The organism is Novosphingobium sp. (assembly GCF_030696665.1).
Taxonomy (GTDB): domain Bacteria; phylum Pseudomonadota; class Alphaproteobacteria; order Sphingomonadales; family Sphingomonadaceae; genus Novosphingobium.
The window spans coordinates 1-24,137 of record NZ_JAUYRV010000011.1 but is presented as its reverse complement, the minus strand read 5'-3'; the positions used below and the strand labels follow the sequence as shown (position 1 = coordinate 24,137).

General features: G+C 62.8%; 31 protein-coding genes, 1 tRNA gene and 2 pseudogenes. 25 read left to right on the top strand and 9 right to left on the bottom strand.

Going from position 1 to position 24,137, the window contains the following annotated elements:
• Together Q8R81_RS02495 and Q8R81_RS02490 are read right to left on the bottom strand one after the other, a co-directional pair.
• Positions 1 to 199, bottom strand: a 199-nt coding sequence (locus Q8R81_RS02495) for a hypothetical protein (RefSeq protein WP_305615843.1), incomplete at its 3' end; no start/stop codon positions are given.
• A gap of 178 nt (positions 200 to 377) precedes the next feature.
• Entirely contained in the window at positions 378 to 812 is a 435-nt protein-coding gene (locus Q8R81_RS02490) for a MarR family winged helix-turn-helix transcriptional regulator (protein WP_305615841.1), read from the bottom strand.
• 70 nt (positions 813 to 882) lie between these two features.
• Between Q8R81_RS02490 and Q8R81_RS02485 the strand changes: the two genes are divergently transcribed.
• The 6 genes and pseudogenes from Q8R81_RS02485 to Q8R81_RS02455 all read left to right on the top strand — a co-directional run.
• Positions 883 to 1,203, top strand: a complete 321-nt coding sequence (locus tag Q8R81_RS02485) for a DUF3861 domain-containing protein (protein ID WP_305615839.1) — start codon at positions 883 to 885, stop codon at positions 1,201 to 1,203.
• Between the two features lie 60 nt (positions 1,204 to 1,263).
• Positions 1,264 to 2,808 carry an efflux transporter outer membrane subunit gene (locus Q8R81_RS02480; protein ID WP_305615837.1) on the top strand — a complete coding sequence of 515 codons (1,545 nt, stop codon included), beginning with the start codon at positions 1,264 to 1,266 and terminating at the stop codon, positions 2,806 to 2,808.
• Positions 2,805 to 4,361, top strand: coding sequence for an MFS transporter (locus tag Q8R81_RS02475; protein WP_305615835.1), 1,557 nt, complete (start codon positions 2,805 to 2,807; stop codon positions 4,359 to 4,361). Before Q8R81_RS02480 ends, Q8R81_RS02475 begins: the two co-directional genes overlap by 4 nt.
• Before the next feature lie 2 nt (positions 4,362 to 4,363).
• On the top strand, positions 4,364 to 5,398 hold the full coding sequence (locus tag Q8R81_RS02470) for an HlyD family secretion protein (RefSeq protein WP_305615833.1): 1,035 nt from the start codon (positions 4,364 to 4,366) through the stop codon (positions 5,396 to 5,398).
• A gap of 99 nt (positions 5,399 to 5,497) precedes the next feature.
• Positions 5,498 to 5,806 (top strand): annotated as a pseudogene (locus Q8R81_RS18345) (SDR family NAD(P)-dependent oxidoreductase); the annotation flags it as partial.
• Positions 5,807 to 5,864: 58 nt separating this feature from the next.
• Positions 5,865 to 6,237, top strand: a pseudogene (locus tag Q8R81_RS02455) (transposase); the annotation flags it as partial.
• A 368-nt stretch (positions 6,238 to 6,605) separates the two neighbouring features.
• Here Q8R81_RS02455 and Q8R81_RS02450 read toward each other — a convergent pair.
• A tRNA-Gln gene (locus Q8R81_RS02450) sits at positions 6,606 to 6,680 on the bottom strand.
• Positions 6,681 to 6,769: 89 nt separating this feature from the next.
• Positions 6,770 to 7,636: a glutathione-dependent disulfide-bond oxidoreductase gene (gene yghU, locus Q8R81_RS02445; protein ID WP_305615829.1), complete on the bottom strand. Its 867-nt coding sequence runs from the start codon at positions 7,634 to 7,636 to the stop codon at positions 6,770 to 6,772.
• A gap of 92 nt (positions 7,637 to 7,728) precedes the next feature.
• Between yghU and Q8R81_RS02440 the strand changes: the two genes are divergently transcribed.
• Positions 7,729 to 8,745: a DNA topoisomerase IB gene (locus Q8R81_RS02440; protein ID WP_305615827.1), complete on the top strand. Its 1,017-nt coding sequence runs from the start codon at positions 7,729 to 7,731 to the stop codon at positions 8,743 to 8,745.
• 4 nt (positions 8,746 to 8,749) lie between these two features.
• Here the strand turns inward: Q8R81_RS02440 and Q8R81_RS02435 are convergent, their stop codons facing one another.
• Both Q8R81_RS02435 and Q8R81_RS02430 read right to left on the bottom strand, forming a co-directional pair.
• Positions 8,750 to 10,105, bottom strand: coding sequence for a peptidylprolyl isomerase (locus Q8R81_RS02435; RefSeq protein WP_371135293.1), 1,356 nt, complete (start codon positions 10,103 to 10,105; stop codon positions 8,750 to 8,752).
• 131 nt (positions 10,106 to 10,236) lie between these two features.
• Positions 10,237 to 12,504 carry an LPS-assembly protein LptD gene (locus Q8R81_RS02430; protein WP_305615824.1) on the bottom strand — a complete coding sequence of 756 codons (2,268 nt, stop codon included), beginning with the start codon at positions 12,502 to 12,504 and terminating at the stop codon, positions 10,237 to 10,239.
• A 101-nt stretch (positions 12,505 to 12,605) separates the two neighbouring features.
• On the opposite strand from Q8R81_RS02430, the gene Q8R81_RS02425 reads away from it, so the two are divergent.
• The 4 genes from Q8R81_RS02425 to Q8R81_RS02410 all read left to right on the top strand — a co-directional run bounded on the left by Q8R81_RS02425 (position 12,606) and on the right by Q8R81_RS02410 (position 15,781).
• Positions 12,606 to 14,063 carry a leucyl aminopeptidase gene (locus Q8R81_RS02425; RefSeq protein WP_305615822.1) on the top strand — a complete coding sequence of 486 codons (1,458 nt, stop codon included), beginning with the start codon at positions 12,606 to 12,608 and terminating at the stop codon, positions 14,061 to 14,063.
• Positions 14,064 to 14,071: 8 nt separating this feature from the next.
• The gene (locus tag Q8R81_RS02420; protein ID WP_371135292.1) at positions 14,072 to 14,224 is read left to right on the top strand and encodes a DUF2256 domain-containing protein; all 153 of its coding nucleotides are present in this window, start codon (positions 14,072 to 14,074) and stop codon (positions 14,222 to 14,224) included.
• On the top strand, positions 14,224 to 14,655 hold the full coding sequence (locus Q8R81_RS02415; protein WP_371135291.1) for a DNA polymerase III subunit chi: 432 nt from the start codon (positions 14,224 to 14,226) through the stop codon (positions 14,653 to 14,655). The genes Q8R81_RS02420 and Q8R81_RS02415 overlap by 1 nt, the downstream gene beginning before the upstream one ends.
• Positions 14,656 to 14,872: 217 nt before the next feature.
• Positions 14,873 to 15,781: a LysR family transcriptional regulator gene (locus Q8R81_RS02410; RefSeq protein WP_305615818.1), complete on the top strand. Its 909-nt coding sequence runs from the start codon at positions 14,873 to 14,875 to the stop codon at positions 15,779 to 15,781.
• An 87-nt stretch (positions 15,782 to 15,868) separates the two neighbouring features.
• Here the strand turns inward: Q8R81_RS02410 and recF are convergent, their stop codons facing one another.
• From recF to pspF, 3 genes are all read right to left on the bottom strand, one after another.
• Positions 15,869 to 16,957, bottom strand: a complete 1,089-nt coding sequence (gene recF / locus Q8R81_RS02405) for a DNA replication/repair protein RecF (protein ID WP_305615816.1) — start codon at positions 16,955 to 16,957, stop codon at positions 15,869 to 15,871.
• A 66-nt stretch (positions 16,958 to 17,023) separates the two neighbouring features.
• Positions 17,024 to 17,863 carry a hypothetical protein gene (locus tag Q8R81_RS02400; RefSeq protein WP_305615814.1) on the bottom strand — a complete coding sequence of 280 codons (840 nt, stop codon included), beginning with the start codon at positions 17,861 to 17,863 and terminating at the stop codon, positions 17,024 to 17,026.
• 79 nt (positions 17,864 to 17,942) lie between these two features.
• Positions 17,943 to 18,974: a phage shock protein operon transcriptional activator gene (gene pspF / locus Q8R81_RS02395; RefSeq protein ID WP_305615812.1), complete on the bottom strand. Its 1,032-nt coding sequence runs from the start codon at positions 18,972 to 18,974 to the stop codon at positions 17,943 to 17,945.
• Positions 18,975 to 19,144: 170 nt separating this feature from the next.
• Here pspF and Q8R81_RS02390 point away from each other — a divergent pair, with 170 nt between their 5' ends.
• The 14 genes from Q8R81_RS02390 (at position 19,145) to Q8R81_RS02325 (ending at position 24,071) form a co-directional block, all read left to right on the top strand.
• Complete coding sequence (locus Q8R81_RS02390; protein ID WP_305615810.1) at positions 19,145 to 19,303, top strand: hypothetical protein; 159 nt, start codon at positions 19,145 to 19,147, stop codon at positions 19,301 to 19,303.
• Entirely contained in the window at positions 19,303 to 20,139 is an 837-nt protein-coding gene (gene pspA, locus Q8R81_RS02385) for a phage shock protein PspA (protein ID WP_305615808.1), read from the top strand. Before Q8R81_RS02390 ends, pspA begins: the two co-directional genes overlap by 1 nt.
• A gap of 3 nt (positions 20,140 to 20,142) precedes the next feature.
• Complete coding sequence (gene pspB / locus Q8R81_RS02380) at positions 20,143 to 20,451, top strand: envelope stress response membrane protein PspB (protein ID WP_305615806.1); 309 nt, start codon at positions 20,143 to 20,145, stop codon at positions 20,449 to 20,451.
• Positions 20,448 to 20,822 (top strand): envelope stress response membrane protein PspC, encoded by a 375-nt coding sequence (gene pspC / locus Q8R81_RS02375; RefSeq protein WP_305615804.1) that lies wholly within the window; start codon positions 20,448 to 20,450, stop codon positions 20,820 to 20,822. Before pspB ends, pspC begins: the two co-directional genes overlap by 4 nt.
• 56 nt (positions 20,823 to 20,878) lie before the next feature.
• Complete coding sequence (locus tag Q8R81_RS02370) at positions 20,879 to 21,160, top strand: hypothetical protein (RefSeq protein WP_305615802.1); 282 nt, start codon at positions 20,879 to 20,881, stop codon at positions 21,158 to 21,160.
• A complete protein-coding gene (locus Q8R81_RS02365; RefSeq protein ID WP_305615800.1) occupies positions 21,160 to 21,501 on the top strand; it encodes a hypothetical protein in 342 nt (113 codons plus the stop codon). Before Q8R81_RS02370 ends, Q8R81_RS02365 begins: the two co-directional genes overlap by 1 nt.
• Positions 21,498 to 21,803: a hypothetical protein gene (locus Q8R81_RS02360; RefSeq protein WP_305615799.1), complete on the top strand. Its 306-nt coding sequence runs from the start codon at positions 21,498 to 21,500 to the stop codon at positions 21,801 to 21,803. The genes Q8R81_RS02365 and Q8R81_RS02360 overlap by 4 nt, the downstream gene beginning before the upstream one ends.
• The gene (locus tag Q8R81_RS02355; RefSeq protein WP_305615798.1) at positions 21,800 to 22,072 is read left to right on the top strand and encodes a hypothetical protein; all 273 of its coding nucleotides are present in this window, start codon (positions 21,800 to 21,802) and stop codon (positions 22,070 to 22,072) included. Before Q8R81_RS02360 ends, Q8R81_RS02355 begins: the two co-directional genes overlap by 4 nt.
• 12 nt (positions 22,073 to 22,084) lie before the next feature.
• Positions 22,085 to 22,333 (top strand): hypothetical protein, encoded by a 249-nt coding sequence (locus Q8R81_RS02350; protein ID WP_305615797.1) that lies wholly within the window; start codon positions 22,085 to 22,087, stop codon positions 22,331 to 22,333.
• Between the two features lie 41 nt (positions 22,334 to 22,374).
• The gene (locus Q8R81_RS02345) at positions 22,375 to 22,587 is read left to right on the top strand and encodes a hypothetical protein (protein WP_292624464.1); all 213 of its coding nucleotides are present in this window, start codon (positions 22,375 to 22,377) and stop codon (positions 22,585 to 22,587) included.
• Positions 22,584 to 22,760 (top strand): hypothetical protein, encoded by a 177-nt coding sequence (locus Q8R81_RS02340; RefSeq protein ID WP_305615795.1) that lies wholly within the window; start codon positions 22,584 to 22,586, stop codon positions 22,758 to 22,760. The genes Q8R81_RS02345 and Q8R81_RS02340 overlap by 4 nt, the downstream gene beginning before the upstream one ends.
• A gap of 51 nt (positions 22,761 to 22,811) precedes the next feature.
• A complete protein-coding gene (locus tag Q8R81_RS02335; RefSeq protein ID WP_305615793.1) occupies positions 22,812 to 23,225 on the top strand; it encodes a SufE family protein in 414 nt (137 codons plus the stop codon).
• Positions 23,226 to 23,237: 12 nt separating this feature from the next.
• Positions 23,238 to 23,588, top strand: coding sequence for a YbaN family protein (locus tag Q8R81_RS02330; RefSeq protein ID WP_305615791.1), 351 nt, complete (start codon positions 23,238 to 23,240; stop codon positions 23,586 to 23,588).
• A gap of 84 nt (positions 23,589 to 23,672) precedes the next feature.
• Positions 23,673 to 24,071 carry a hypothetical protein gene (locus Q8R81_RS02325; protein ID WP_305615789.1) on the top strand — a complete coding sequence of 133 codons (399 nt, stop codon included), beginning with the start codon at positions 23,673 to 23,675 and terminating at the stop codon, positions 24,069 to 24,071.
• Positions 24,072 to 24,137 lie beyond the last annotated feature (66 nt).

Below are 24,137 nucleotides of genomic sequence, written 5' to 3'. Positions count from 1 at the left end.
CCCAAAACCTTCGCAAACTGGCAAAGCTGATCCCGATGCCCGCCGCACCGGCGCTCGCATAACCGAGGCAGGCCTTCCAGACCGTGCCCAAGTTGGTACCTGCCTCGATCTCAGTGGCGGGTTTTTCAACACTATCGGTCGGCTGCTGCCGGTTCTGCCCTTTCCGAATATCGACCGTAACCGCCTCATACCCGGACATTCGAGCATAAGTTTGCCGTTATCGATTCCCGCCTTTGGTTCATCACGCTTTTGAGAGGGGCGGAGAGACTTGGCTTGGGACAAAGCGGCCATTTAAAGCATGGCTGGTATCAGACCGCTATCGGCTGCAGCTGTCATCTGGTCGTGCCCAGGAGCCGGGCCACGCAGTTCGGTAATCGTTAACGATTCTGGCCACTCTCCAAGCCGTCGAGCATTTTAATCAAAATGTCAGAAAGCATTTCGCGCTCATCAAAGCTGACATTGGCAAGGCACACCCGCGAGATATTGGCGCGGCCTGCCTGAAGATCGGCGAAGATCGTCTCGCCAGATGGGGTCAGCACCATATCCCAGGCCCGCCAGTCCTCGGCGCTGGCGTTGCGCGTCACCAAAGACCGCGCCTCGAGCACTTTGACCGCCCGCGCAAGTTGCGCCTTGTCGCATCCCATGCGCCCCGCGATCGCCTGCTGGGTCGATCCCGGCAGGCGGGCGATAGTTACCAGCGCCTTCGCCTCGAACGGCGTCAGGTCGATGTCGGCAGCCTGCACTTCGTCCCGAAGGCGCTGCTGAAAACGGTGGGACACGTCGCTTAAAAGGTCGATCAGTGCATCGGTCATAACGAAACTCTAACCCGATCAGTTGACATAATCAATTGAATACGCAATATCAGTTGATATCGTCAACTCATTGGCGCGATCGGAGCAAGTCATGCCCTCTCATTATGCGATCACGGTTCAGCCTACCGACGCATCCGGTGTTCCGGATATGACAGCGCCACTGGAATTCAATGTCTCGAACCATGACGATCTCTTCGCGGTCTTGCGCAAGGTGCAGGCCAGTGAAGCGGTACCACGCTCCGAATCGGCAGAATTCATCATCGGCCTGAAACTGCTGCTGGAAGTCATGATCCGCCATCGCAAGGATGCCCTGTTTCAGGATCTCTGGCCGCACATGGCCGACTTCATGAAGCGGCTCAAAGCGATCTCGCCACCAGCCATAGCCGACTGAAATCTCCGTTCAGCCCCGCTTTTCTGGCAGTGCTTCACGCCTTCCCAACCCGAGTATTTCATGCACTTAAACCTCTCCAAGCCTTCGCGCGTCGCCGCGTCGCTATCCCGGCTGCTTCCCATTCTGATGGTGTCGGCGTGCACGGTCGGCCCGGATTTCCATCGCCCCGCGGCGATGGCGGTCCCGGTCGCGACGGACAAGGCGTTCGCCGATGCCGGTTTGGCGGCCAATCCGGTATCGGCGGATTGGTGGAAAGCCTTTGGCGATCCGGTTCTCGATCGCATCGAAATATTGGCCGTCGCCGGCAATCTGGATTTGCAGGTGGCTGGAGCGCGCGTCGCACGCGGCCGCGCCGCCCTGCGGATTGCCGGAGCGGCGGGCCTGCCGACCGCTGGCGCGGCGACCTCCTATTTGCGCGAACGAGCAAGCCCCAACGGCATATTGGCCCTGACCGGTGCCTCTGCCCCGACCGCCGATGCGGCCGGCGGCAGCGATCCGTTCGGCACCAGCACGCTCGGCGTGACGTCCGGCTCGTCGGATTATGACCTGTTCCAGGTGGGCTTCGACGCATCCTGGGAACTGGACCTGTGGGGCAAGGCGCGCCGCACTCGCGAAGCGGCCCGCGCCAGCGCGCAGGCGGCGGTCTATGAACGCGACGCGGCCCGCATCTCGCTGACGGCCGAAGTCGCGCGCACCTATCTGATGCTGCGCGGCGCGCAGGCACGGCTGGCGGTGGTGCGCAGCAATCGCGAAACCGTCGCGCGCGGCCATGACATCGCCCTAAGTCGCGAAGAACATGGCGCGGCCTCGCGCTATGACGCGGCAACGGCCGGTACGCAGCTCGCCACGATCGATGCCACCATTCCCGCGATTGAGCGGCAGGTCGATGCAAGCCGCAACGCGCTCTCCCTGTTGACGGGCGCGGAGCCGCACGCGCTCGACGACATATTGAACGATGCTGCGGCCACTATCCCGCAGGTCGCAGGGCCGATCGCCATCGGCATGGCCGCACAACTCGTGCGCAACCGGCCCGACATCGCCGCCGCAGAGGCCGACCTGCATGCCGCCACGGCCCGCATCGGCGTCGCCAAGGCCGATTTCTACCCCAGCCTCAGCCTGACGGGCAGCTTGGGGACGCAGGCGCTGGATATTTCCAACGTACCGCAATGGGCCTCGCGCCAGTTCGTCTTTGGCCCCGTCCTCAACCTGCCGATCTTTCAGGGCGGCCGGCTGAAGGGGCAGCTCCAGTTGACCGAGGCGGACGAGCAGGCCGCCGCGATCCAGTATCGCGCGACCGTCCTGCGCGCCTGGCACGAAGTGGATGACGCGCTGTCGCTCGTGCGGACCGAGCAGGCGCGCGCAGCGGCAGCCGAGCAAGCGGTCGCGCAGAGCCGCATCGCGGTGCAGGTCGCCCATCGCCGCTATGGCGCGGGCGCCACCGGCTATATCGACGTGTTGATCGCGGAGCGGGCGCAACTGGCCAGCGAAGCCGAACAGACATCTGCCAGAACCGACAGTGCGGTGGCGGTCATCGCCCTGTACAAATCGGTCGGCGGCGGTTGGGCGCCCCCGGCATCGCCCGCGCAATCCGAGCGTCCGCTTTGACCGACATCGCTCATGCGCCGCACGCAACCAAGGGACCACCGCCCGGCGTACCGCAGGCACCGTTCGGACCGCGCCTTTTTACAGGCGTCATGGGGGTGCTGGTCGCCGCGATCATGGCGGGCCTGAACAACCGGGTCGGCGCGCTGGCGCTGGTCGATATCCGCGGCGTCCACGGCTATGGCGTGGATGACGGCCATTGGCTCAGCATCGTCTATACCGCCGGGGAACTGGTCGCGATGCCGATCACCTTCTGGTTTGCGGGCACCTTCTCGCTCCGCCGCTATCATATCGCAGTCGTCGCGGCCTTTCTTCTGGTCGGGATGCTGCTGCCCTTCGCGCCCAATTTTGCCTGGATGCTGGCGCTGCGCGCGGTGCAAGGTTTGCTGGGTGGTGCCCTGATCCCGTTGCTGATGGGCGCAGCCTTGCGCTTTTTTCCCACACCGGTCCGGCTCTACGGGCTGTCGCTCTATGCGCTCACCGCCACCTTCGCGCCCAATGTCGCGATCTGGCTGGCCGCGGTCTGGACCGATCAACTGTTCGACTGGCGGCTGGTCTATTGGCAGATATTGCCGCTCGCCGGTTTCTCGATGTGGGCAGTGTGGTGGGGCATACCCCAGGATCCCATCCGCATGGAACGGTTCCGCCTGTTCGATTCCCTTGGCTTTGTGACAGGCATCGCATCGCTGACGATGCTGGTAATCGCATTGGAACAGGGCGAGCGGCTGGACTGGTTCCATTCGCCACTGGTCGTCTGGCTGTTGTTCGGTGGCCTGGCGCTGTTTGTCGTCTTCCTGGTGAGCGAATGGTATCATCATCTGCCGTTCGTGAAGCTCCAGTTGCTGGAGCGGCGCAACCTCTGGCTGGCCTTCGTCATTTTCGTAGGTATGCTGGTCGTCCTGCTGTCCGGCTCGCTTCTGCCGGCCGATCAACTGGCGCATGTCCAGGGCTTCCGCCCCTTGCAACTCGCCCCGATCGGGCTGGCGATCGCGTTGCCGCAGTTCATCCTCGGGCCGTTCACCGCCTTTCTTCTGTATCAGAAATGGGTGGACGCCAGGCGCCTGATGGCGCTGGGCCTGCTGCTTCTCGCCATATCCTGCTTCATGGGCGCGTCGGTGACGAGCGAATGGATGGTTGCGCAATTCTGGACGATGCAAGCGTTGCAGGCGGTTGGACAGCCGCTGGCCGTGATTTCACTCCTCTTCATCGCCACCAGCGCGATCGTTCCGATGGAGGGACCGTTCGTATCGGGCATCGTCAACGCCCTGCGGGTGATCGGCACCTTCCTGGGCAGTATCGGCATCGGATCGTTCCTCATCCATCGCACCGCCGCGCACGAACGCGGCCTGGTCGACCGATTGGGCCGTATCGGGTTTGATCCCGGCACGGGTGCGGGCGATCTGGCGGCACGGATCGGGCATCAGGCCTTCACCCTGTCGATCGCCGACAGCTATCGCATCCTGGGCGTACTGGCGCTCCTGCTGATCCCGCTGACCTTCTTCCTCATCTACACACCACCGCCGGTCGTCACACCGCCCGGTTCCAAAGGAGCATGACTATGACAATGCCAAAGCTGGCTCGCCTTGGCGCTGGCGGACTGATCGCGCTGGTTGCCCTTGGCGGCGCCTGGGCCTGGGCCCATGACGAAGGCGCAGGCAAGAGCCAGACGACGGACGATGCCCATGTTCAGGCCGACTACAGCACCGTGGCGCCCAAAGTGGCGGGGCTGGTCGCGCAGGTCATGGTGGAAGATAATGAGCAGGTTCGTCGCGGCCAGTTGCTGGCCGTCATCGACGACCGCGATTTTCGCGTGGCGGTGACCGCGGCCGAGGCCGAACTGAAAAGCGCGCAGGCCCGTGCCGCCGGCCTGCGCGCAGCGCTTGCGCGGCAAGCGAGCGTGGTCGCGCAGGCCAAGGCCGCGGTGGACGCAGACAGTGCCGCCATCGCCCTGTCGCGCGCGAACGCCCGCCGCTATCAGGATCTGGCCAGCGACGGGTCCGCCAGCGTGCAGGAGCGGCAGGAAAGCCTGTCCCGCCTGCAATCGGACGAAGCCGCCCATCGCCGCGACAGTGCAGCCCATGCCGCCACCCAACAGCAGCGTCCGATGCTGGCGGCCGATGTTGCAGAAGCCGACGCGGCTGTGGAACAGGCACGCGCGGCCCTCGATGCCGCCCGCCTCGCGCTATCCTATACGCGGATCGTCGCGCCCGTGGACGGCATGGTCGGGCGTCGGTCGGTGCGGGTCGGCAATTATGTCCAGGTCGGCACGCCCCTGCTGGCGGTCGTGCCGCTGCGCGAAGCCTATGTCGAGGCCAATTTCCGCGAAACCCAGATGCGTCGCATCCGGCCAGGCCAGCGTGCCACCATCCGTATCGATACTCTGCCGGACATCGAATTGAAGGGCCATGTCGAAAGCATCGCCCCGGCCAGCGGCGTGACCTTCGCGGCCATCGCGCCGGAAAACGCCACCGGCAACTTCACCAAGATAGTCCAGCGCCTGTCCACGCGCATCGTGATCGATCCGGGCCAGCGCGACGCCGCTGCCCTGCGGGTTGGCATGTCGGTGGTGCCCACCGTGATGACGGGGGAATGATGTATTCCTGCCCGGCGTCGGCACTATCACCGCAGCGCCGCCACGTTTTGAAGGATTAGGAACAAAGCCATACAGAAAATCTTCTGGATTAATCCAGTCATGTGGTCCTCATCACAGGCGCGGCATCGGGTATCGGCCGGGCGACCGCGATGGCCTTTGCCGAACAGGGCGCACACGTCGTCATCGGCGACGTCCAGCGAGGGTGCCGCCGAAACCGTTGCCCAATTGCACCAACTCGGCGGTGAAGCCTTGTTCGTGCACACTGACGTCAGCGACCCGGCATCGGTGCAGGCGCTTGTCGAGACCGCCGTCGATCATTTTGGTCGCCCGGCCTGCGTCTTCAACAATGCCGGTATGCTGCCGCCCACCAAAGATCTGGCGGACATGTCCGTCGAGGAATTCGACTAGGTCATCGCCATCGACCTGAAGGGTGTGTTCCTCTGACTGAAATATCAGATCCAGCACACTCAGCCATCGGGTGTCGATCACGATGGATGCTGACTTTTGCGTCGAGGCGCTGGAGGAAGCGCTCGCGCGCTACGGCAAACCGGAGATCTTCAACACCGATCAGGGCAGCCAGTTCATGTCACAGGCCTTCACCAGCGTGCTGCAGCGCGAGGAAGTTGCCATCAGCATGTGGACGGGGTGGATGGCGCGACAATGTCGTGGTCGAGCGGCTGTGGCGTTCCGTCAAATACGAGGAGGTTTACCTGCGCGCCTACGGCGGGGTCAGCGAGGCACGGGGCTCGATCGGTCGTTATCTGGCCTTCGACAACGGGAGGCGGCCGCATTCGAGCCTTCGCGGCAAGGCCCCGGACCAGGCATATTTTGACAACCTGCCCATATCGGCAATTCAAGACAGCAACCGGCAGACCATCCACTTATCCGTTGCGGATCCCTGTGCAGATCAACCAGGCCACCTCTCTTCTCTGGGGCATGGCAGCACCTCGCTGTCGGGCTGATGCTTGCTTCTTGGTTTCAAGGCTGACCGTGACTGTTACTGTTCTAGGATGAGGGAGCGGCCGCCCAAAGGTGATTCTGCGTCGCCACCAATAGGTCGCTCTGCGTCGGGTGACATTTGAGATTGCTGGCATCGGTTGCTGGTCCCATCGACTGGCTACAGTCGATGCATCAACGAACGGCCTATTAGAGCACAGGAGACGGAAAACCTGGGGTTTCCACCCCTTGGCTGGGGTTTTTCACTGCTTGGCTGGGGCGGCAGGATTCGAACCTGCGAATGGCGGCATCAAAAGCCGCTGCCTTACCACTTGGCGACGCCCCAGCAGAGGGCGCGCTTATAACGTGGCGAGCGCCGTTGCCAAGGGGGTTGAATGGGGTGGCGAGAAACTCCTGCCACCCCTTTGGTTCAGGTCAGAATCCCTTGACGATGCCCTGCAGCGTCTCGGGCGGCAGAACGTCGAAATCGCTGGCGTCGTGGCGTTCGGCAATGCCCTTTTGCGAATTCACGAGCCGGCCGCGCAGCACGCCGGGGCGCGCGTCGATCTCGCCCACCCAGCGGCCTACGTGTTCGTATTCGTGCATCGACAGGAACGTGGCCGCATCGCCATAGGCTTCGCCGCGATAGATATTGCCGAACCACGTGTAGGTGGCGATATCGGCGATGGAGTAATCATCGCCCGCCAGGAACCGGCTTTCGGCAAGGCGGCGGTTGGCCACGTCGAACAGGCGCTTGGTTTCCATCGCATAACGATCAATCGCGTATTCGATCTTGAACGGCGCGTAGTTGTAGAAGTGGCCGAAGCCGCCGCCGACGAACGGCGCGCTGCCGACCTGCCAGAACAGCCATGACAGGCATTCGGCGCGCGCCGCACCAGACGATGGCAAAAACACGCCGAACTTTTCAGCCAGATGCATCAGGATCGCGCCCGATTCGAACACGCGGAACGGTTCCGGCCCGGAACGGTCGACCATCGCCGGGATCTTTGAATTGGGGTTGATGTCCACAAAGCCGCTGGTGAACTGGTCACCTTCGAAAATCTTGATCAGCCACGCATCGTATTCTGCCTCGGCAATGCCAAGCTGCAGCAGTTCTTCCAGCATGATCGTGGCCTTCTGGCCATTGGGCGTGCCCAGCGAATAGATCTGGAAGGGGTGCTTGCCTACGGGCAGCTCGCGCTCGCTGGTAGGGCCTGCGATAGGGCGATTCACGCTGGCAAAGGCGCCGCCGTTGGCCTTGTCCCAGGTCCAGACCTTGGGGGGGACGTATTCTTCCGACATCGCTTGGCTCCTTCGAACAATTGTTAGTGTTGCATACTATATTGCGACGGGGCGGACGGAACCGCAAGGCCCCTCGGCTCGTTCGCCACTGCATGAACAGCAAAGCCGCAAAACTCGTGCATGTCGATGACAGTTTGCCGGGAGTCACACGGCGGCGAAGCGGGAAGGGGTGGTCCTATTTCGACGCGCGCGGCCAAAGGGTTACGGACCGGGCGGAGATCGACCGGTTGAATGCGGTTGCGCTGCCACCTGCCTATGTCGATGCATGGTTCTGCCCCGCACCCAATGGCCATATCCTTGCCACCGGCGTCGATGCGAAGGGGCGCAAGCAGTATCGCTATCACCCCGATTTCCGCACCGCGCGTGAGGGGGAGAAGTTTGATCTTTGCGCTGCCTTCGGTCGCCTGTTGCCGCTGGTGCGCGCGCGGGTGGAGGATGAACTGGCGCGCCGCACACTTTCGCGGGATCGCTGCATCGCCAGCGTCGTTCGCCTGCTCGATACAGGCGGCATCCGCATTGGCAACGAGGCCTACGCCCGCAGCAACAGCAGCTTTGGCGCGACCACGCTGCGCATGCGCCATGCAGAGGTCAAAGGGCAGGTGCTGCGCCTGCGTTTCCGCGCAAAATCGGGCAAGGAGCGGGAAATGCATGTCACGGATCGCGGCCTCGTCCGCTTCGTGCGCAAGATGCAGGATCTGCCGGGGCAGAACCTGTTTCAGTATCTCGGCGACGACGGCTGCGCGGTGCCCGTCGGCTCGGCAGAGGTCAACGATTGGCTGCGCGACGTTACGGGCGAAGACTTCACCGCCAAGCATTTCCGCACATGGCGGGCCAGTGTGTTGGCGCTTGAAATACTGGCCGAGGGGCAGGGCCGTGTACCGTTGAAAGACCTGCTAGCCCACGTTTCTGCCGAACTGGGCAACACGCCCGCCATCGCCCGCAAAAGCTATGTTCACCCCGCCGTGCTGGCGCTGGTCGATGGGCAGGCGGAATGGCGCGATGGCCTGAACCTTCCCCGCGCCACACGCTGGCTATCTCGGCACGAACGCGCGCTGATTGCGTTGCTGGAGCAAGGCCCGGCGGCGGCAGAACTGCTCGCCGCCGGATAGAGCGTCAGTTATATTCGATCACTGCATCGCGGCGAAGGTCGCGCAGATAGGTTTGCGCGCGCTTGTTGACGCGGTCATCCTCGATCTGGGCCATCATCTCGTCAAAGCTGGGGCCGCTGGCAACCTTGGGATCATCACGCCCGCACAGCATCAGCACGCGCACGCCTTCTTCGATTGATCCGAAGGGAGGCGTGGTCTGGCCGACAGGCAGGTTGAGCAAGGTTTCCTGCAACGCGCCCGGCAGATCGCGCGCCTTGATCTGGTCATTGGCAACAACGGTTGCGCCGATCTTGCTGGCTTGCGTTTCGGCATCGCCGCAGCCCTTGATCGCCTTCACCGTGGCCGCGAACTCGGCAGCGCGCTTGCTGGCCGTATCGTTGGTCATGCCTTTGGGGAAATCGATCGAGATTTGCTTGAGGCTGAGCAGCGCATCGCGCGGATCGGCGGTCAGCACCTGTCGTTTGTCAATCAGGTACAGGATTGAAAAGCCGCCGGGAATTTCCACCGGCCCTGCCAACTGTCCCGGAGCCATCGTGCTTGCCGCTGCGCCCAGTTCAGACGGCAGCTGCGCCAGCCTGATCCAGCCCAGATCGCCACCGACCGCTGCGGTCGAGGCTGCCGAATACTGGCGGGCATAGGCCACAAAGCTGCCGCCCTGCTTGAGCTGTTCGACAATCTTTTCCGCATTTGCAAAGACTTGCGGCTTGTTCACGTCGGTCGCCGCAAGGAAGATCTCGCCGATACGGTATTCATCGGTGCCCTTCGAGGCCTGCAGACGTTCAAGCGATTCCTGCACTTCGCCTTCAGACACGTTGACGAAGGGCTGCACATTGCGGCGCAGCAGGTTCTGCCATGCCAGTTCGCCCCGGATCTGGCGCTTGAGCGAGGCTGCGGACGATCCGATGCGGGCAAGGTACTTGTCCATCGCATCGGCTGTCTGGCCGAAATTCTGGGTGGCCACGCGTTCGAACGTCGCTTCGACTTGCGCGTCATCTGCCGGAACGTCAGCCGCCTTGGCTTCCTGAATCTGCAGAGTTTCGTCGATCAGGTTGCGCAGCACCTGCATGCGCAGGCGCTCTTTTTCTTCGGCTTCGATCTTGCCGCCGTTGGCCGAAACGATCAGCGCCAACCGCTGCTCCACATCGGTGCCGGTCACGATCTCGCCGTTGATGATGGCGGTGGCGCGGCGCACGTTGGGATCGTTGGTGCCGAACATTGTCGGGTTTGCCGGAATGTTCAGCGGGGCATTCGCACCTTGCGCCAGCACCGGCGATGCCGTGAGGGCCAGCGCGGCCAGAGTCATCGACGAAGCACCTGCTGCGCGCATCAGCGCCTTGCGGGTAAGGGTCAGCTTGGACATCATGCTTGAATATCGGTCCTGTCGAACGGGCGCGTCTGAGGCAGCCTTTTGGCATTTGCGGCCTTCTGGCCTTGCGCGGCTTAACGCAGGCTGAGTGGCGCATCAGACGCAAAAGGGCAATAGTTCACCCTTTATTTCACGCCAAGGTTCTTCAGCGAGAGCGAGATCTGGAACGAGTTGCCGCGCACGGCATCGCCGATGTTCACATAATCGCGCCGCCAGGTGAACGACAGGTCGAGGCAATCGTCAGTCCAGGCCACGCCCAACCGGTGGCGCAGCATCTGATAGCCGTCCGAGCTTTGCGTGGGGTCTTCGTCGCGGTTGGTCAGGTTGACGATGGTCGATCCGAACACCGAGAAGTTGCGCGTGATCGGCGTGCGCGCGGCAAAGCGCAGTTCCTCGCGGTCCTGCAAATCCTCGAACGTGCTGACGATGTCGCGGTTGAGCTTGAGGTAGCCCGCCTCGATGTAGCGGCGGTGGTTGCCCAGCGTCGCGTCAAATTCGTGGCGGCGCAGGCCAAGGCTGTCCTTGTCGAGCCGGAAACGGTGCGTGAACTTCACGATGTCGTCAAACCGCACAACGGTGCGCCCGACATAGTCTGACGCCTTGTTGGACAGGCCCGTGCCATCGGGCAAGAGCGTGTTCTGGTTGGACAGGCGGTAGCTCTGTCCGATTGTCGTCATCACCTTCAGCCCCGGCCGCTGGAACGTCCAGTCAAAGCCATAGGCCACGCGCACCCCATCCTCGATCCGATCATATCCCGGAAAACGGTTGAGCGAGAACAGGTTGGTGTCTTCCAGATCGACCGAGCGCGAATCCTCGTTCGGTATCTCGAAATTGCGCACGCCCGGCGTTGCCACCACTTGCACGCGCGGGGTGAGCACTTGGGTGCCGCCGAAGAATTCGCCCACGAACGGCCATTTCACGTCAATCGCGGCAGTCGCAATACCGCGCGTCTGCCAGCCCGGCAGCCCGCGATAGGTGGCGGTCGTGGTCAGTTCGTTCTCGGCACTGTGATAGGCGTCGGCGCGGGCAAGACCGGTCAGTGTCACTTCCTGACCCATCCCGGTGATCGTGCGCAGATCCCATTGCGCCTTGGCAAAGGCGCGCTGGCTGTCCTGTCCGGCGGTGCGCACGATGGCAAGGCTGTTGGCCTGAAGCTCGAACCGTCCGGGCACGCCGTCAAAGCTCAGGCGGCGGCGGTAGTCGATCACCGGCAGCGCCAGCGGGACCATGCCTTGCGGGTCGTTGACGCGCACGGTCTGCGTGACCCACCCGGCCACGCTCAGGTAGCTGTCATCGTCGATCCGTTCGAGGTTCAGCGATGAGCGCAACCGGTCATCGCGGCTGATGTCATAACGGCGCAGGAACGTGCGGTCAGAGGCCAGCCGTCCGTGGCCGGTGATGCTCCAGTGCGGTGAGAACTGCAGCTTGCCGTTGGCCTCGATGTAACCGCGCCAGCGCTGCTCGCCCACGGTCGTTTCGGTCAACGATGTGCCCAGCGGGATGCGGCCTGATCGCGTGGCATAGCCGGTGATCTGGAACGCACCAAGGTTGGTCAGATGCCGGTATTTGCCGGTCAGCATCGGCAGCGATCCGGTATAGAACGTGCCGGTCAGCGCCAGATCGCGGTTGTCGGCAATGCGCCAGTACCACGTCTCGCTGATTTCCGCGCCGTTGGCCGCGCCCAGCCGGAAATCGGGAATCAGCAGGCCGGTTTCGGCGCGGAAGTCTGACGTGTGGCCAAGCCCCGGCAGCGGCAGCACCGGAATGCCGAACATGCGCAGCGTTGCGCCCTTGTATTTGACGCGCTTTTCCTTGGCATCGAAATAGACTCGTGCTGCCGTCACTTCCCAGCTTGGCTTTCTGGGGCAGCCGTTCTCGTCTTCCACCGCGCAGCCTGAATAGGCCACATAGTCCAGCGTCATGTTGCCGAATTCGTCACGCGTGCCGCGTTCTGCGGCCATGCGCCCGCCGGTGCGCAGCACCACCAGCAGATCTTCGATCGCGCCCGCCTTGAACTCGTCCGTCAGCTCGACACTGTCGGTGTAGACGATGTTGCCATCATCATCGACCATGCGGATGTTGCCGGTGGCAAGGATCTGCCCGGTGTCGCGGTCCCACGTCACATTGTCGGCGCGCACCGTCTGCGTATCGTGGCGCAACACCACGTTGCCTTCGGCCCGCACCTTTTCGGCATTGCCGTCATACTGGACCTTGTCCGCCTCGAACCGCACCTTGTCGTCCACCGAAGCTTCATCCCCGGGAGGTGAGGCCATCGGCGCTTCCTGCGCAAAGGCAGGACAAGCGGCCAGCGCTAAAAGGGAAGTGGCGAACATGTGCGCAAGGCGCAAGCGTCGATCAAGGGCTTGCGGCTGCGGCCGCCGGGCGGGTTGCATGGGTTGCCTATCGCACCAGTGCACCCTAACTGCAATTCCACATTTTCCGCTTCGCGCCACCTTGCGCCAAAGCGTTGCGTCATTTCCCACAGGAGTCCCCAATGAAGGTCGTCTTCCGCACCGCCGATGCCCCGCTTCCCCGGCTTGTTGCCCGCCTTGTTGCGCAGGACGCGCTTCCGGCCGATCTGGATGCGGTGGTGCGGGAAGGCGCGGCCGCAGCGCGCTTCTCGGGCAAGGCGGGGCAGACCTTCGAAGCGTTTGTGGCGGGTGAGGGTGGCGTAAAGCGCCTTGCCTTGGCGGGAATCGGCAAGGCTGATTCCGAAGACCGCGCCGCAAACCTCGAAAAGGCAGGCGCAGCGCTCACCGCCAAGTACCTGACCTCGGGCGAATCCGCGCTCGCCATCGATTTCACCGGTTCGGGGCTGACTGGCGCACAAGCTGCCTCGGTCCTGTTCGGCGCGCGCCTGCGCGGCTGGCGGCACGATGTATACCGCACCAAGCTCACCGATGAGCAGAAGCCTTCGTTGGCCGAAATCGTGGCCGTCGCCGCGCCCGAAGGCACCGCCGCTGCATGGGAAATCGAATCGGCGCTGGCCGAAGGCATCGAATTCACCCGCGAACTCGTCGCCGAACCGGCCAACGTGATCTACCCCGAAAGCTTCGTCGAACGCTGCAAGGCCCGCCTCGAAGGCACCGGCGTAGAAATCCTCGTCCTCGGCCTCAAGGAAATGACCGAGCTTGGCATGGGCGCGCTCCTCGGCGTTGCGCAAGGTTCGGTGCGCGAACCCAAGCTGCTTGCCATGCGCTGGAAGGGCGCTGATGTTGCCAAGCCCACCGCCTTCGTCGGCAAGGGCGTGACGTTCGACACTGGCGGCATCTCGATCAAGCCAGCCGCTGGCATGGAAGACATGAAGTGGGACATGGGCGGCGCAGGCGCGGTTGCCGGCACCATGCTGGCGCTGGCCAAGCGCAAGGCCAAGGCCGACATTATCGGCGTCTGCGGCCTGGTTGAAAACATGCCCGATGGCAACGCCCAGCGCCCCGGAGACGTCGTCACCTCGATGTCGGGTCAGACGGTCGAAGTCATCAACACCGACGCCGAAGGCCGCCTTGTGCTGTGTGACGCGCTGACATGGGTGCAAAAGGAATATGCGCCCGCCACCGTGATCGACCTTGCCACGCTGACCGGCGCGATCATCGTGTCGCTCGGCAATGAATATGGCGGCATGTTCACCAATGACGATGCGCTGGCCGCCAAGCTGGATGCGGCGGGCAAGACCTGTGGTGACAAGCTGTGGCGCTTCCCGCTCGGCGCCGCTTACGACAAGCTGATCGACAGCCCCATCGCCGACATGAAGAACGTCGGCCCCCGCTATGGCGGTTCGATCACCGCCGCACAGTTCCTGCAGCGCTATATCGACAAGGGTGTGGCCTGGGCGCACCTCGACATTGCTGGCATGGTCTGGGCCGACAAGCCCGGCCAGACGTGGGACAAGGGCGCAACCGGCTACGGCGTGCGTTTGCTCGACCAGTACGTCCGCACCGTGCTTGAGGCGTAAAAAGCCCCATGCCCAAGATGCGGCGCAAGTCTGATTTGCCCAGCAAGACTTGCGCCGCCTGTGGCCTCCCGTTCACATGGCGCAAGAAGTGGGAGCGGGATTGGGACAACGTGAAGTTCTGTTCCGACCGCTGCCGCAGCGGGAAGGGGAAAGCGGGCTGATGCGCGTCGATTTCTACCAATTGACCAACGATCCCGCCGAACAGGTTCTCCCCCTGATCGCGCGCAATACGCTGGCTGCGGGGGAACGCCTGCTCGTCGTCTCGGAAGACGCCGCCCAGCTCAAGCGCGTGAGCGATGCGCTGTGGACACGCCTGCCCGAAACGTTCCTCGCCAATGGCCACGCCAGCGACCCCCATGCTGAACGCCAGCCGGTCTTGCTCTCCCCCGAACCAGACCCTGCGAACGGCGCAAAATACCTCGCGCTGGCCGATGGCGTGTGGCGCGATGGCAGCTTCGAGCGGGTCTTCCTGCTCTTCCCGCCCGCCCGGATCGACGACGCACGCGGCTGCTGGCGCATGCTCGGCACGCGCGAGGGTGTGGAGCGGCGTTATTGGCGGCAGGAGCAGGGCAAATGGAAAGAGGGGCCTTGAGGCTGTTTGCCTCTCTTAGCTTCGTCACCCTGAACTTGTTTCAGGGTCCATCCGGCAACGCAGCGCGGAGAGATGGATCCTGAAACAAGTTCAGGATGACGGGTTCTTGTAGGGTGACGCTCAAATCAGGCGTCCGCGCACCCACCCTTCACAATTCACCCGAATTCTGCTTATGCGCCCCAATCAATCATCCCCTGATTGATCGGAGCATAGCCCCATGCGTTTCAAAGGCCTCGATCTCAACCTGCTCGTGGTCTTCAATGCGCTCATGGAAACGCGCAGCGTTACGCGCTCGGCAGAACGGATCGGTCTCACCCAGCCCGCCACCAGCGCCGCACTGCGCCGCCTGCGCGATTACTTCGGGGACGAGATCGTGGTCGCCGTAGGCAAGCGCATGCACCCCACGCCCTTTGCCGAAGGCCTGTACCCGCAAATCCAGCAAGCCTTGCGTGGGGTGGAACGCGCGATCACTGCGCCCACTGCGTTCGATCCGGCCACCTCCAACCGGTGCTTTCGCATCATCGGCTCGGACTACATCATGGTCGCCGTGCTGGTGCCGCTGATTGAACGTTTTGGCCGCACGGCACCGGGTGTGCGGGTGGAAATCGTCCAGCCCAACGAAAGCAGCGCCGGAGAGCTTGAGGCAGGCAAGGCCGATCTGCTGGTCACGCCCGAACCTTTCCTTGCCACGTGGCACCCGCACGAAGTCCTGTTCGAAGAAGAGCAGGTCGTGGTGGGCTGGGCCGAAAACCCCATCTTCGCGCGCGGCATCACCGAAGAGGATTTCTACGCCGCCGGGCACGTGACTATCGCCTTCGGTGCCAATCGCACGCCCGCCTTTGCCGATTCCACTCTGTCGCGCATGGGGCGTGAACGCATGGTCGAAGTTACCGTCTCCAGCTTCGCCTCTGCCCCGTGGTTCATCGAAGGCACATCGCGCCTTGCCGTCCTGCACGAACGCCTCGTCCGCCAGATCGCCCGCCGCTTCAACCTTGCTTGGTCACCGATGCCGTTCGCCTTCCCCAAGATGAACGAGATGATGCAGTTCCACCAATCACGCGCCGATGACGCAGGCCTGTCATGGCTGCGCCAGCAAATGCGCGAGGTTGCAGCAGAAGCGGCCTGACCTCAAAATATCCCGTTCGTGTCGAGCGAATTCGAGACACGGTGCGCAGTGTCTCGACTTCGCTCGACACGAACGGATGGTGGGAGTCTAAACCCGCGTCGCCGCCCCTTCGCGCACGCTCCACACGGCACTCTCATTGGCAATGTCGGCGAACGGAGCCATCTCTGTCCCCGTCATCCACACTTGCGCCCCGCTCAGCGCCAGCCGCTCGAACAGCGCCCCGCGCCGCACCGGATCAAGATGCGCAGCGATTTCATCCAGCAGCAAAAGCCGAGGGCGCTCCCCCGCCGTCAGCCCCGCATGGGCGAGCACAATGGCGATCAGCATAGCCTTCTGCTCACCGGTCGAACAATCCGCCGCAGGGGCATTCTTGGCCGCGAGCGTCACGGACAGATCATCCCGGTGCGGCCCGATAAGTGAACGTCCCGCCGCCCGGTCCCGCCGCCGCCCCTCACGCAGCATGGCGCGCAAGGCGTCTGCCTCCAGCGGCACTTCGCTGGCATAGGCAAGGGCGGGGCGCGCAAAAGGCTGCTTCGGCACCGTTTCCAATACCCGCCCAAGGTCGGCCACCAGTGCCGCCCGTGCCGCCGCCATCGCGGCCCCGGTTTCGGCCATCTGCGCCTCGATCCCGTCCAGCCACAGCGCATCAGGCTCGGCAGGTTCGCCCAGTAACCGGTTGCGCTCGCGCAGCGCGGTTTCATACCGCGTGGCATTGCGCGCATGGATAGGCTCCCGCGCCAGCACCAGCCGATCCAGAAACCGTCGCCGCGATCCTGCGCTCTCGGCAAAGATCCGGTCCATCGCAGGCGTCAGCCATGTTATCGAAAGCCACTCGCCCAGCCGCGCAGCCGGGCCATCGGCACCGTTGATCCGCACCGCCCGCCGATTGGGAGCCTGCGCATCGGTAGACGTGCCGATCTGCACCGCCCCGTCTTCCATATCGGCCACCACGGCAAAGCCGCCAGTGCAAATTCCAGTATCTTTGGCACGCCCCGCCATTTCCGCAGGCTGCGCACGCCGAAGTCCGCGCCCGGGAGCCAGCAGACTGATCGCCTCCAGCACATTGGTCTTCCCCGCGCCGTTCTCGCCCACAAGCACGTTGAACGCCTGCATATCTTCAAGCCGCGTAGCAGCATGATTGCGAAAATCGCGCAGGGTCAGGCGGGTGAGGGACATCGTGTGGCGGCGTTGGACTTGTCGCGCAATGCTGGCAAGTGCCGGTTGCCTTGTTTGGTAGTCAATTTACGGCTTTTGCATGTGTTCTAACGGCACGATTTTGCCCTTTTCCACAGACCAAAGCCATCTGTTGCGAACGGTCATGACCATAAGCGGAACGGGCACATGATAGCTGATGAAAGCGTGGATTTCGGTCGGGTTCTCGTCAAGGAAATGGGTAATGCCGAACGTCATCGGCTTCTCACCGTTTTTCGCTTCGGTATTGATGTCTATGCATGATTTGGCGAAGCTGCGTTGCGAAACCAGCTTGTCATCACCATCGAAATCGAACCGATAGTGCCCCCCAGCAGGGAAATGGCCATTCTGCGTCGTTGACGAGAGAATGTAGACCGACATCGGGTGAATAGCGTCAGGTGGGAGTATCAAAGTGTTTGGCATCGACCGGGAGCATAGTCCTTGGTCAGGACCTTGCATTGCATCAATCGCCTTGCCTCTGACCGCTATCATCCGCAATGCGAGCGTGGAAAGCGTCGTTTCGCCGTCTGGCTCCAGAATTCCTCCGCTGACCACATCACTGCCAGACATGGCGTATCTGGCAAAAGCAAAATACTGGTCGCTTCTCTGGCCGTAAAACGTGACAAATAGAGATCCTGCGTCGCCTGGCTCGACAATGTATCCCCTGAGACTGCGAAGCACAGGCGAGTCTGCCGGAAGCTTGGCAAGCGACAAATCCTGCTGAATGCGGTCAGTCGCATGCCATGCGGCCTGATCATACGAGTGCATGAGAGCCCCTCGTGCCTCGGCGTCTTTCGCTGCCTCTATTTGGGTGCTTGGCGGCTGCTCATTCGCTGCCTGAGCATGTGCCACCGGAAGTATGACAAGCACGCAGGCAAGAAATCGCTTCATCGGGACAAATCCTCATGTTTGAAGAGGGTGTGCCTTGCCAGCCGTTCTTACTCAACACTGAATTCTGACGTCGCTAAAATTATGCCCGCTCCCCCAGCCCATGCTTCTTCATGCAATGCCGCAACTGGTCATAGGTCAGCCCCAGTGCCTTGGCGGTCTGCCGCTGGTTATAGCGGTTGCGCCCCAGATGATGCTCGATGATCGCCCGTTCGTGGGCATCCACTGCTGAACGCAAATCGCTCACCCCATCAAAGTCCGCTGACGCCGCCGCCGCCCGCATCGGCACTGCCGCTTCGCTCTCCGGCCCATCTGCCGCCCGCACCGTTGCCACCGGCTTCCAAGGGCTGTCGAACGGATCGAACTGCACATGGCCGACAGGTTGCGTCCCGTCGTCCCAGCGATAGACCGCGCGCTCCACCACGTTGCGCAATTCGCGCACGTTGCCCGGCCACAGGTAGTCCTCCATCGCCTTTTGCACCGGTGGCGCAAAGCCCGGCCACGCATCCCAATGCAGTTCCGCTGCCATGCGCCGCCCGAAATAATCGGCCAGCACTTCAATGTCGCCTTCACGCACGCGCAACGGGGGCAGGGTGATAACCTCGAAGCTTAGCCGGTCGAGCAGATCGGGCCGGAACCGGCCCTGCTCGGCCATCCTGGGCAAATCCTCGTTGGTCGCCGCCACAATGCGCACATCCACCCGCACCGGCTTGCTCGATCCGATGCGCGTCACCTCGCCATATTCCACCGCGCGCAGCAGCCGTTCCTGCGCACCCATCGATAGCGTGCCCAGTTCGTCAAGGAACAGCGTGCCCTTGTCGGCCTCCTCGAAACGGCCAGTGCGCGATCGTGTTGCCCCGGTAAACGCCCCTGCCTCATGCCCGAAAAGTTCGGCCTCGATCAGCGTTTCGGGCAGGGCCGCGCAGTTCATCGTCACCAGCGGCTCTGTCCAGCGCGATGACAGGCGGTGGAGGCGTTCGGCGATCAGTTCCTTGCCGGTACCGCGCTCGCCGATCACCAACACCGGGCGGCGCATTGGCGCGGCTCGGCTGGCCCGTTCGACCGCGTCAAGGAACGCGCCCGATTGCCCCATGAATTGCGTTTCCCGGTCCATGCCTGAAGATTAGCGCATTTTCCCAAGGCTTCGCAAGATTTCCCAACATTAAAGACGGATGACACGGCGAAAGCGCCCAGTTTCTGCAGCTTTTGTAGTTTGGCACGCGCCTTGCTGTACCATTAACAACCCGGAACCAAGCCGGTCACCACCGCCGAAAGGTCATTCAGATGTACACCGCCCGCTTCTTCTCCACCCAGCTCGGACGCGCCAGCCTCGCCAGCATTGGTGCGATGGTGGTGCTGTGCTGCTTCGCTCTCAGCCAGCAGGTCAGCCAGGTGCCGACTGTCGTCGCGTCGACAGCTGCGATCACTGGTGAGCTTGCATGATGACCGATGAACTTTCCCCGATCCGTCCGCAAGGAAAGGAGGGTGGTCGCACCACCCGCCTTGATGCTGAACTGGATCGCCTCCGTGCCTCTGCCAAGGATGCCTTCGGCCAGAGCAACGGCTCGTCCTCCCGTCCCAATTTCAACACCGGAGTAAACCTGATGGGCATCTTCTCGCGGACTCGCGACATCATTGCCGCCAATTTCAATGATTTGCTGGAAAAGGCGGACGATCCGTCCAAGATGATCCGCATGATCATCATGGAGATGGAAGAGACGCTGGTCGAAGTCCGCGCTTCTGCCGCCCGCACCATTGCCGATCAGAAGGAAATGGGCCGCCACGTTGCAAAGCTGGAACGCCTTCAGGCCGACTGGTCGGAAAAGGCCCAGCTTGCGCTGTCGAAGGACCGCGAAGATCTGGCCCGCGCTGCTCTGGTCGAAAAGAAGAAGGCCGCCGACATGGGCGACCAGCTCCGCACCGAGATCACCGTGCTGGACGATGCGATGCGCGCCTATGAACAGGACATCGAAAAGCTGCAGACTCGCCTGCGCGAAGCCCGCAGCCGCCAGACCGCCATCGCCGCCCGCCTCGAAAGCGCCGAAAACCGCGTCCGCCTGCGCACCCTGCTCGCCAGCGAGCGTGTGGACGAGGCGATGGCCCGCTTCGACCAGCTCGAACGCCGCGTCGATTACGCCGAAGGCCGCGCTGATGCGCTGAGCCTGGCCGATGGCAACGCCAAGCCCGGCCTTGCTGACGAGATCGCGGCGCTCGCCGGGCAGGACAAGATCGACGAGGAACTCGAAGCGATGAAGCGCCAGCTTGGGAAGGAAGGCTAAGTCATGGAAGACGTTCTCGTTCCCATCGGCGTCGTCGGCATGCTGTTCGTCGGCCTGCCGTGGCTGATCCTCCACTACATCACGAAGTGGAAGACCGCGCCAACCCTGACCAGCGGTGACGAAGCCTTGCTCGAAGAGCTTTACCAGCTCGCCAAGCGGCTCGATGATCGCATGGACACGGTTGAGCGCCTGGTCGCTGCCGACAATCCCGAATTCAAACCGGCGCGCATCATGCACGACCGCGAAATCGACAACCAGAAACTGGCCGAACTTGACCGCATGTTCGCCGAACAGGGAAGGACCGTAAAGTGAGCAGCCCACGCACCCGCTTTTACCGCGACAAGGTCAACGGCAAGTTCATGGGCGTCTGTTCGGGGATTGCTGACTATACCGGCGTCGATGCCCTGTGGATCCGCCTCGGCTTCCTGATCCTCGCCTTCTCGATGGGCTGGCCCTTCTTCCTCTACTTCGCGCTCGGCTTCCTTGCCGGCAAGAAGCCCGGTTACCTTTACAGCGACCGTGAAGAGCAGAAGTTTTGGCAGGGCGTCCGCCAGTCGCCCGCCCGCACCGCCCGCGAAGTGCGCGCCAGCTTCCGCGATATTGATCGCCGGCTGGCCGATGTGGAAAGCTTCTACGTCAACTCGAACCCGCGCCTTTCGGCCGAAATCGAGAAGCTGCGCTGAACAGCACCTAACTGCACCTAGACGCACCTAAACCGTCCTGAGGGGGACTGAACATCATGGGACCCGAAGTTATAGGGCCGCTGATCCCGATTATCGCGCTGTGCATTCCGATCGTCGCGATCTGGACCAAGCACCGCCAGAAAATCGCCGAGATGCAGATCAAGGCCACCGCCGAACTGAGCGCCGAAAAGGCCGCCCAATACGCCCAGCACACCCGCGAACTTGAAGAGCGCGTCCGCGTCCTTGAGCGCATCGTCACCGACAAGGGTTTCGACACTGCCGCGCAGATCGAAGCACTCCGCCGCGATAGCGTGAGCCTTGAAGACCGGAGGGTGTGATGGCCATTGAAAACCTTGCACAAATCACCAACCTCGCGCCACTGATCGCCACGGTGACAGTCGCCGGCGTCACCGGATGGGTCTTCACCACCTGGCTGCGCGTCCGCCACGGATACCCACTTGATGGGGCGTGGGGGCAGGCGGTCTATCCGAAGACCACCAGCGCGGAACTTGAGCGGATCAAGCTGCTCAGCCAGGAAAACGCCCAGCTTCGCGCCGAACTCGGCTCGGTCAAGGACCGCCTCGCCAATGTCGAGCGGATCGTGACGGACAGCGGCTTTGGCCTGACCCAGCAGATCGAGGCGCTTCGTTTGGAGAACGGTGACAGGAGGCCGCAATGAGCTTTGCCGGACCGGACTTCGTCCTCGCCATCATCGCGATCTCGACCATCGGTTGGGTCGTCAACAACTGGATCCGTGCCCGCCACGGCTATGCTTTGGAAGACGAGTGGGGCGGCAAGACACCCCGCACCGACGACAAGGCAATGGCCGCGCTGCGCGAGGAAAATACCCAGTTGCGCCAGCAGCTTGAGGCAACGCATCAGCGGCTTGCCAATGTTGAGGCCATCGTTACCGACCGCGGCTTCGACGTGGCCAACCAGATCGAAGCGCTGCGCCGCGAAGGCCAGAGGAGCGAAGTATGAGCGAGGATGTAATCTATGGCCTCGCCTTCATGCTGGTGGTCGTGCCGGTGGTGATGGGTGTGCTGTCCGACATGTACAAGCGCCGCCTTGCCTTCCGGGAACGTGAGTTGGAATTGCTTTCCAAGCAGACCGCCGAAAAGGCCGCGCAATATGCCGCGCAAGCCGAGCGGCTGGAGCAGCGGGTGCGCGTTCTGGAACGCATCGCCACCGAAAATGACGCCGATCTTGCCTTGCGCATCGAAAACCTGCGCGATGCCAAGGTGAATTGAGGAACTGCCGCAATGTCTTTCTGGAGTGCTATGGTCGCCATCGCTGCGATCATCGCTTTCGCCAATATCCGCATGAACCGCGATAAACATCGGGGCGGTGGTGGATATGAGCGCGCCGATGCCGACGCCGCCTATACCGCCAGCCTCGAACGCGAAGTGTCCGATCTTCGCAAGCGGCTCGAAGTGCTGGAACGCATCGCCACCGATGAAGGCGAAACCCGCCGCCTCTCGCGCGAGATTGAATCGCTGCGCGAGAAGTAAAGCCCAACCGCAAAAGCCTTGTCTCACTGGGAGTTGCCGACATGACTTCCGATTTTGTCTTAGCCTTCTCCGGCCTCACCGGCCTTGCCATGATAGCCCTTGCCGCCCTGCGCGGCTGGGACGGGTGGCTGGCCCTGAAGCGCCTCGAACTCGAACGCCATGATACGGGCGACGCCGCCAGCCTCATCGACCTTGCCGACATGCGCGAACGCCTGCGCAAGCTGGAAGCTATCGCTGCCGGGGTGGACCTGTGAGCCGCCACACCGAAGGCGCCGCAAAGGCGGGCATCGGCCTTGGCTCGGCCATTGCGGTGACCATTTCGTGGAGCCTGCACAAGTCGATCATCTGGGCGACGGTGCATGGCGTCTTGTCGTGGCTTTATGTCATCTGGTACGCGCTGATGCGTCCGGGTGGCCTTTCGGGCTGATCGCACCACCGGGCGGTGGACGCCACCCCAACCTCCCGCTAGATGCGAATCATGCGCAAACTCGATGATATTCTTGAAGAGTACGAATTCCTTGATGGCGATGAACGCTATCGCCTGCTGATCGAGCTGGGGCGCGAGTTGGAAGACATGCCCGATGCGCTGAAAACCGATGCCACGCTGGTGCGCGGCTGCTCGGCCAGTGTGTGGGTTTACCCGACGCAAGGCGATGACGGCAGCTTGCACTTTCTGGCCGACAGCAACGCCGCGATCACCAAGGGTATCGTCGCGCTGGTGCTGTCCACTGTGCAGGACCGGCCCGCGCCCGAAGTGGCGCAGACCGACATTGCCGAGGCACTCGGCCCGTTCGATCTCAAGAAGCAGCTGTCCTCGAACCGCACCCAGGGCGTGCCCAACATGATCGCGCTGGTGCGTGAACATGCCGCGCGCCTTGCCGCTGCGGCCTGACGGGCAGGGGACTTGCGCCGCCAACTCTATCTGGCTGGCGGCCTGATCAGTGTGGCGCTGGGCACGCTGGGCGTGTTCCTGCCGCTGCTGCCCACCGTGCCGTTCCTGCTGCTGGCCACGTTCTGCTTTGCCCGGTCAAATCCGGTGTGGGAGCAGCGCCTGCTCGATCACCCGCGCTATGGCCCGCCCTTGCGGGAATGGCGTGAACGCCGCGCCATTTCGCGCAAAGGAAAGGTCGGCGCGCTGGTGGCGATGGCATTTGGCGTGGGTTTGACGGCGGTGACGGCAGGCTGGCCGTGGGTGCTGATCCCGGCCGCCGTGATGGGCATTACCGGCACATGGATCTGGACCCGCAAGGAATAGCGGCGGTTTGCCGATAAGCATTGTTCCCTATTTGTTCCATTTCGGATAGAGTCTGCAAGGACTCGAACGGAACGGATTCGCCCCATGATTTCGCTGACCATTGGCCCTGCTGAGGACTGGCTCTCATGGTCGGTCAGCCTGATCGGCGCGCTGGCGTGGCCGCTGGCGGCGCTGGTCATCGCGATGGTGTTCCGCCGCCCGCTGCTGACCCTGCTGGCGCGGCTGGATGAACTGAGCTGGGGCGACAAGGCCGCACGGTTTGCGCACAAGCTGGACCGGCTGGAATCCGAAGCCCCACCCGCGCTGGCCGAGCCGGACGGCCCGGAAATAGCCCTGACCGGCGATCATGGCCGCTTCATCAAGCTGCTGGACCTGTCGCCCAACGCCGCCGTGCTCGATTCATGGTCGCGTGAGAACACCGGCAATAAAAGGGGCCATTCATCGGACGGTAGCACCGGATTAAAAAGGGGCCACTCCTGCTAGACCTTCGCCTTTGCGCGGAGGCGGAGGGTGAAGAGAGTGGAACTTTATCTCAAGGTTCGCCGCGCT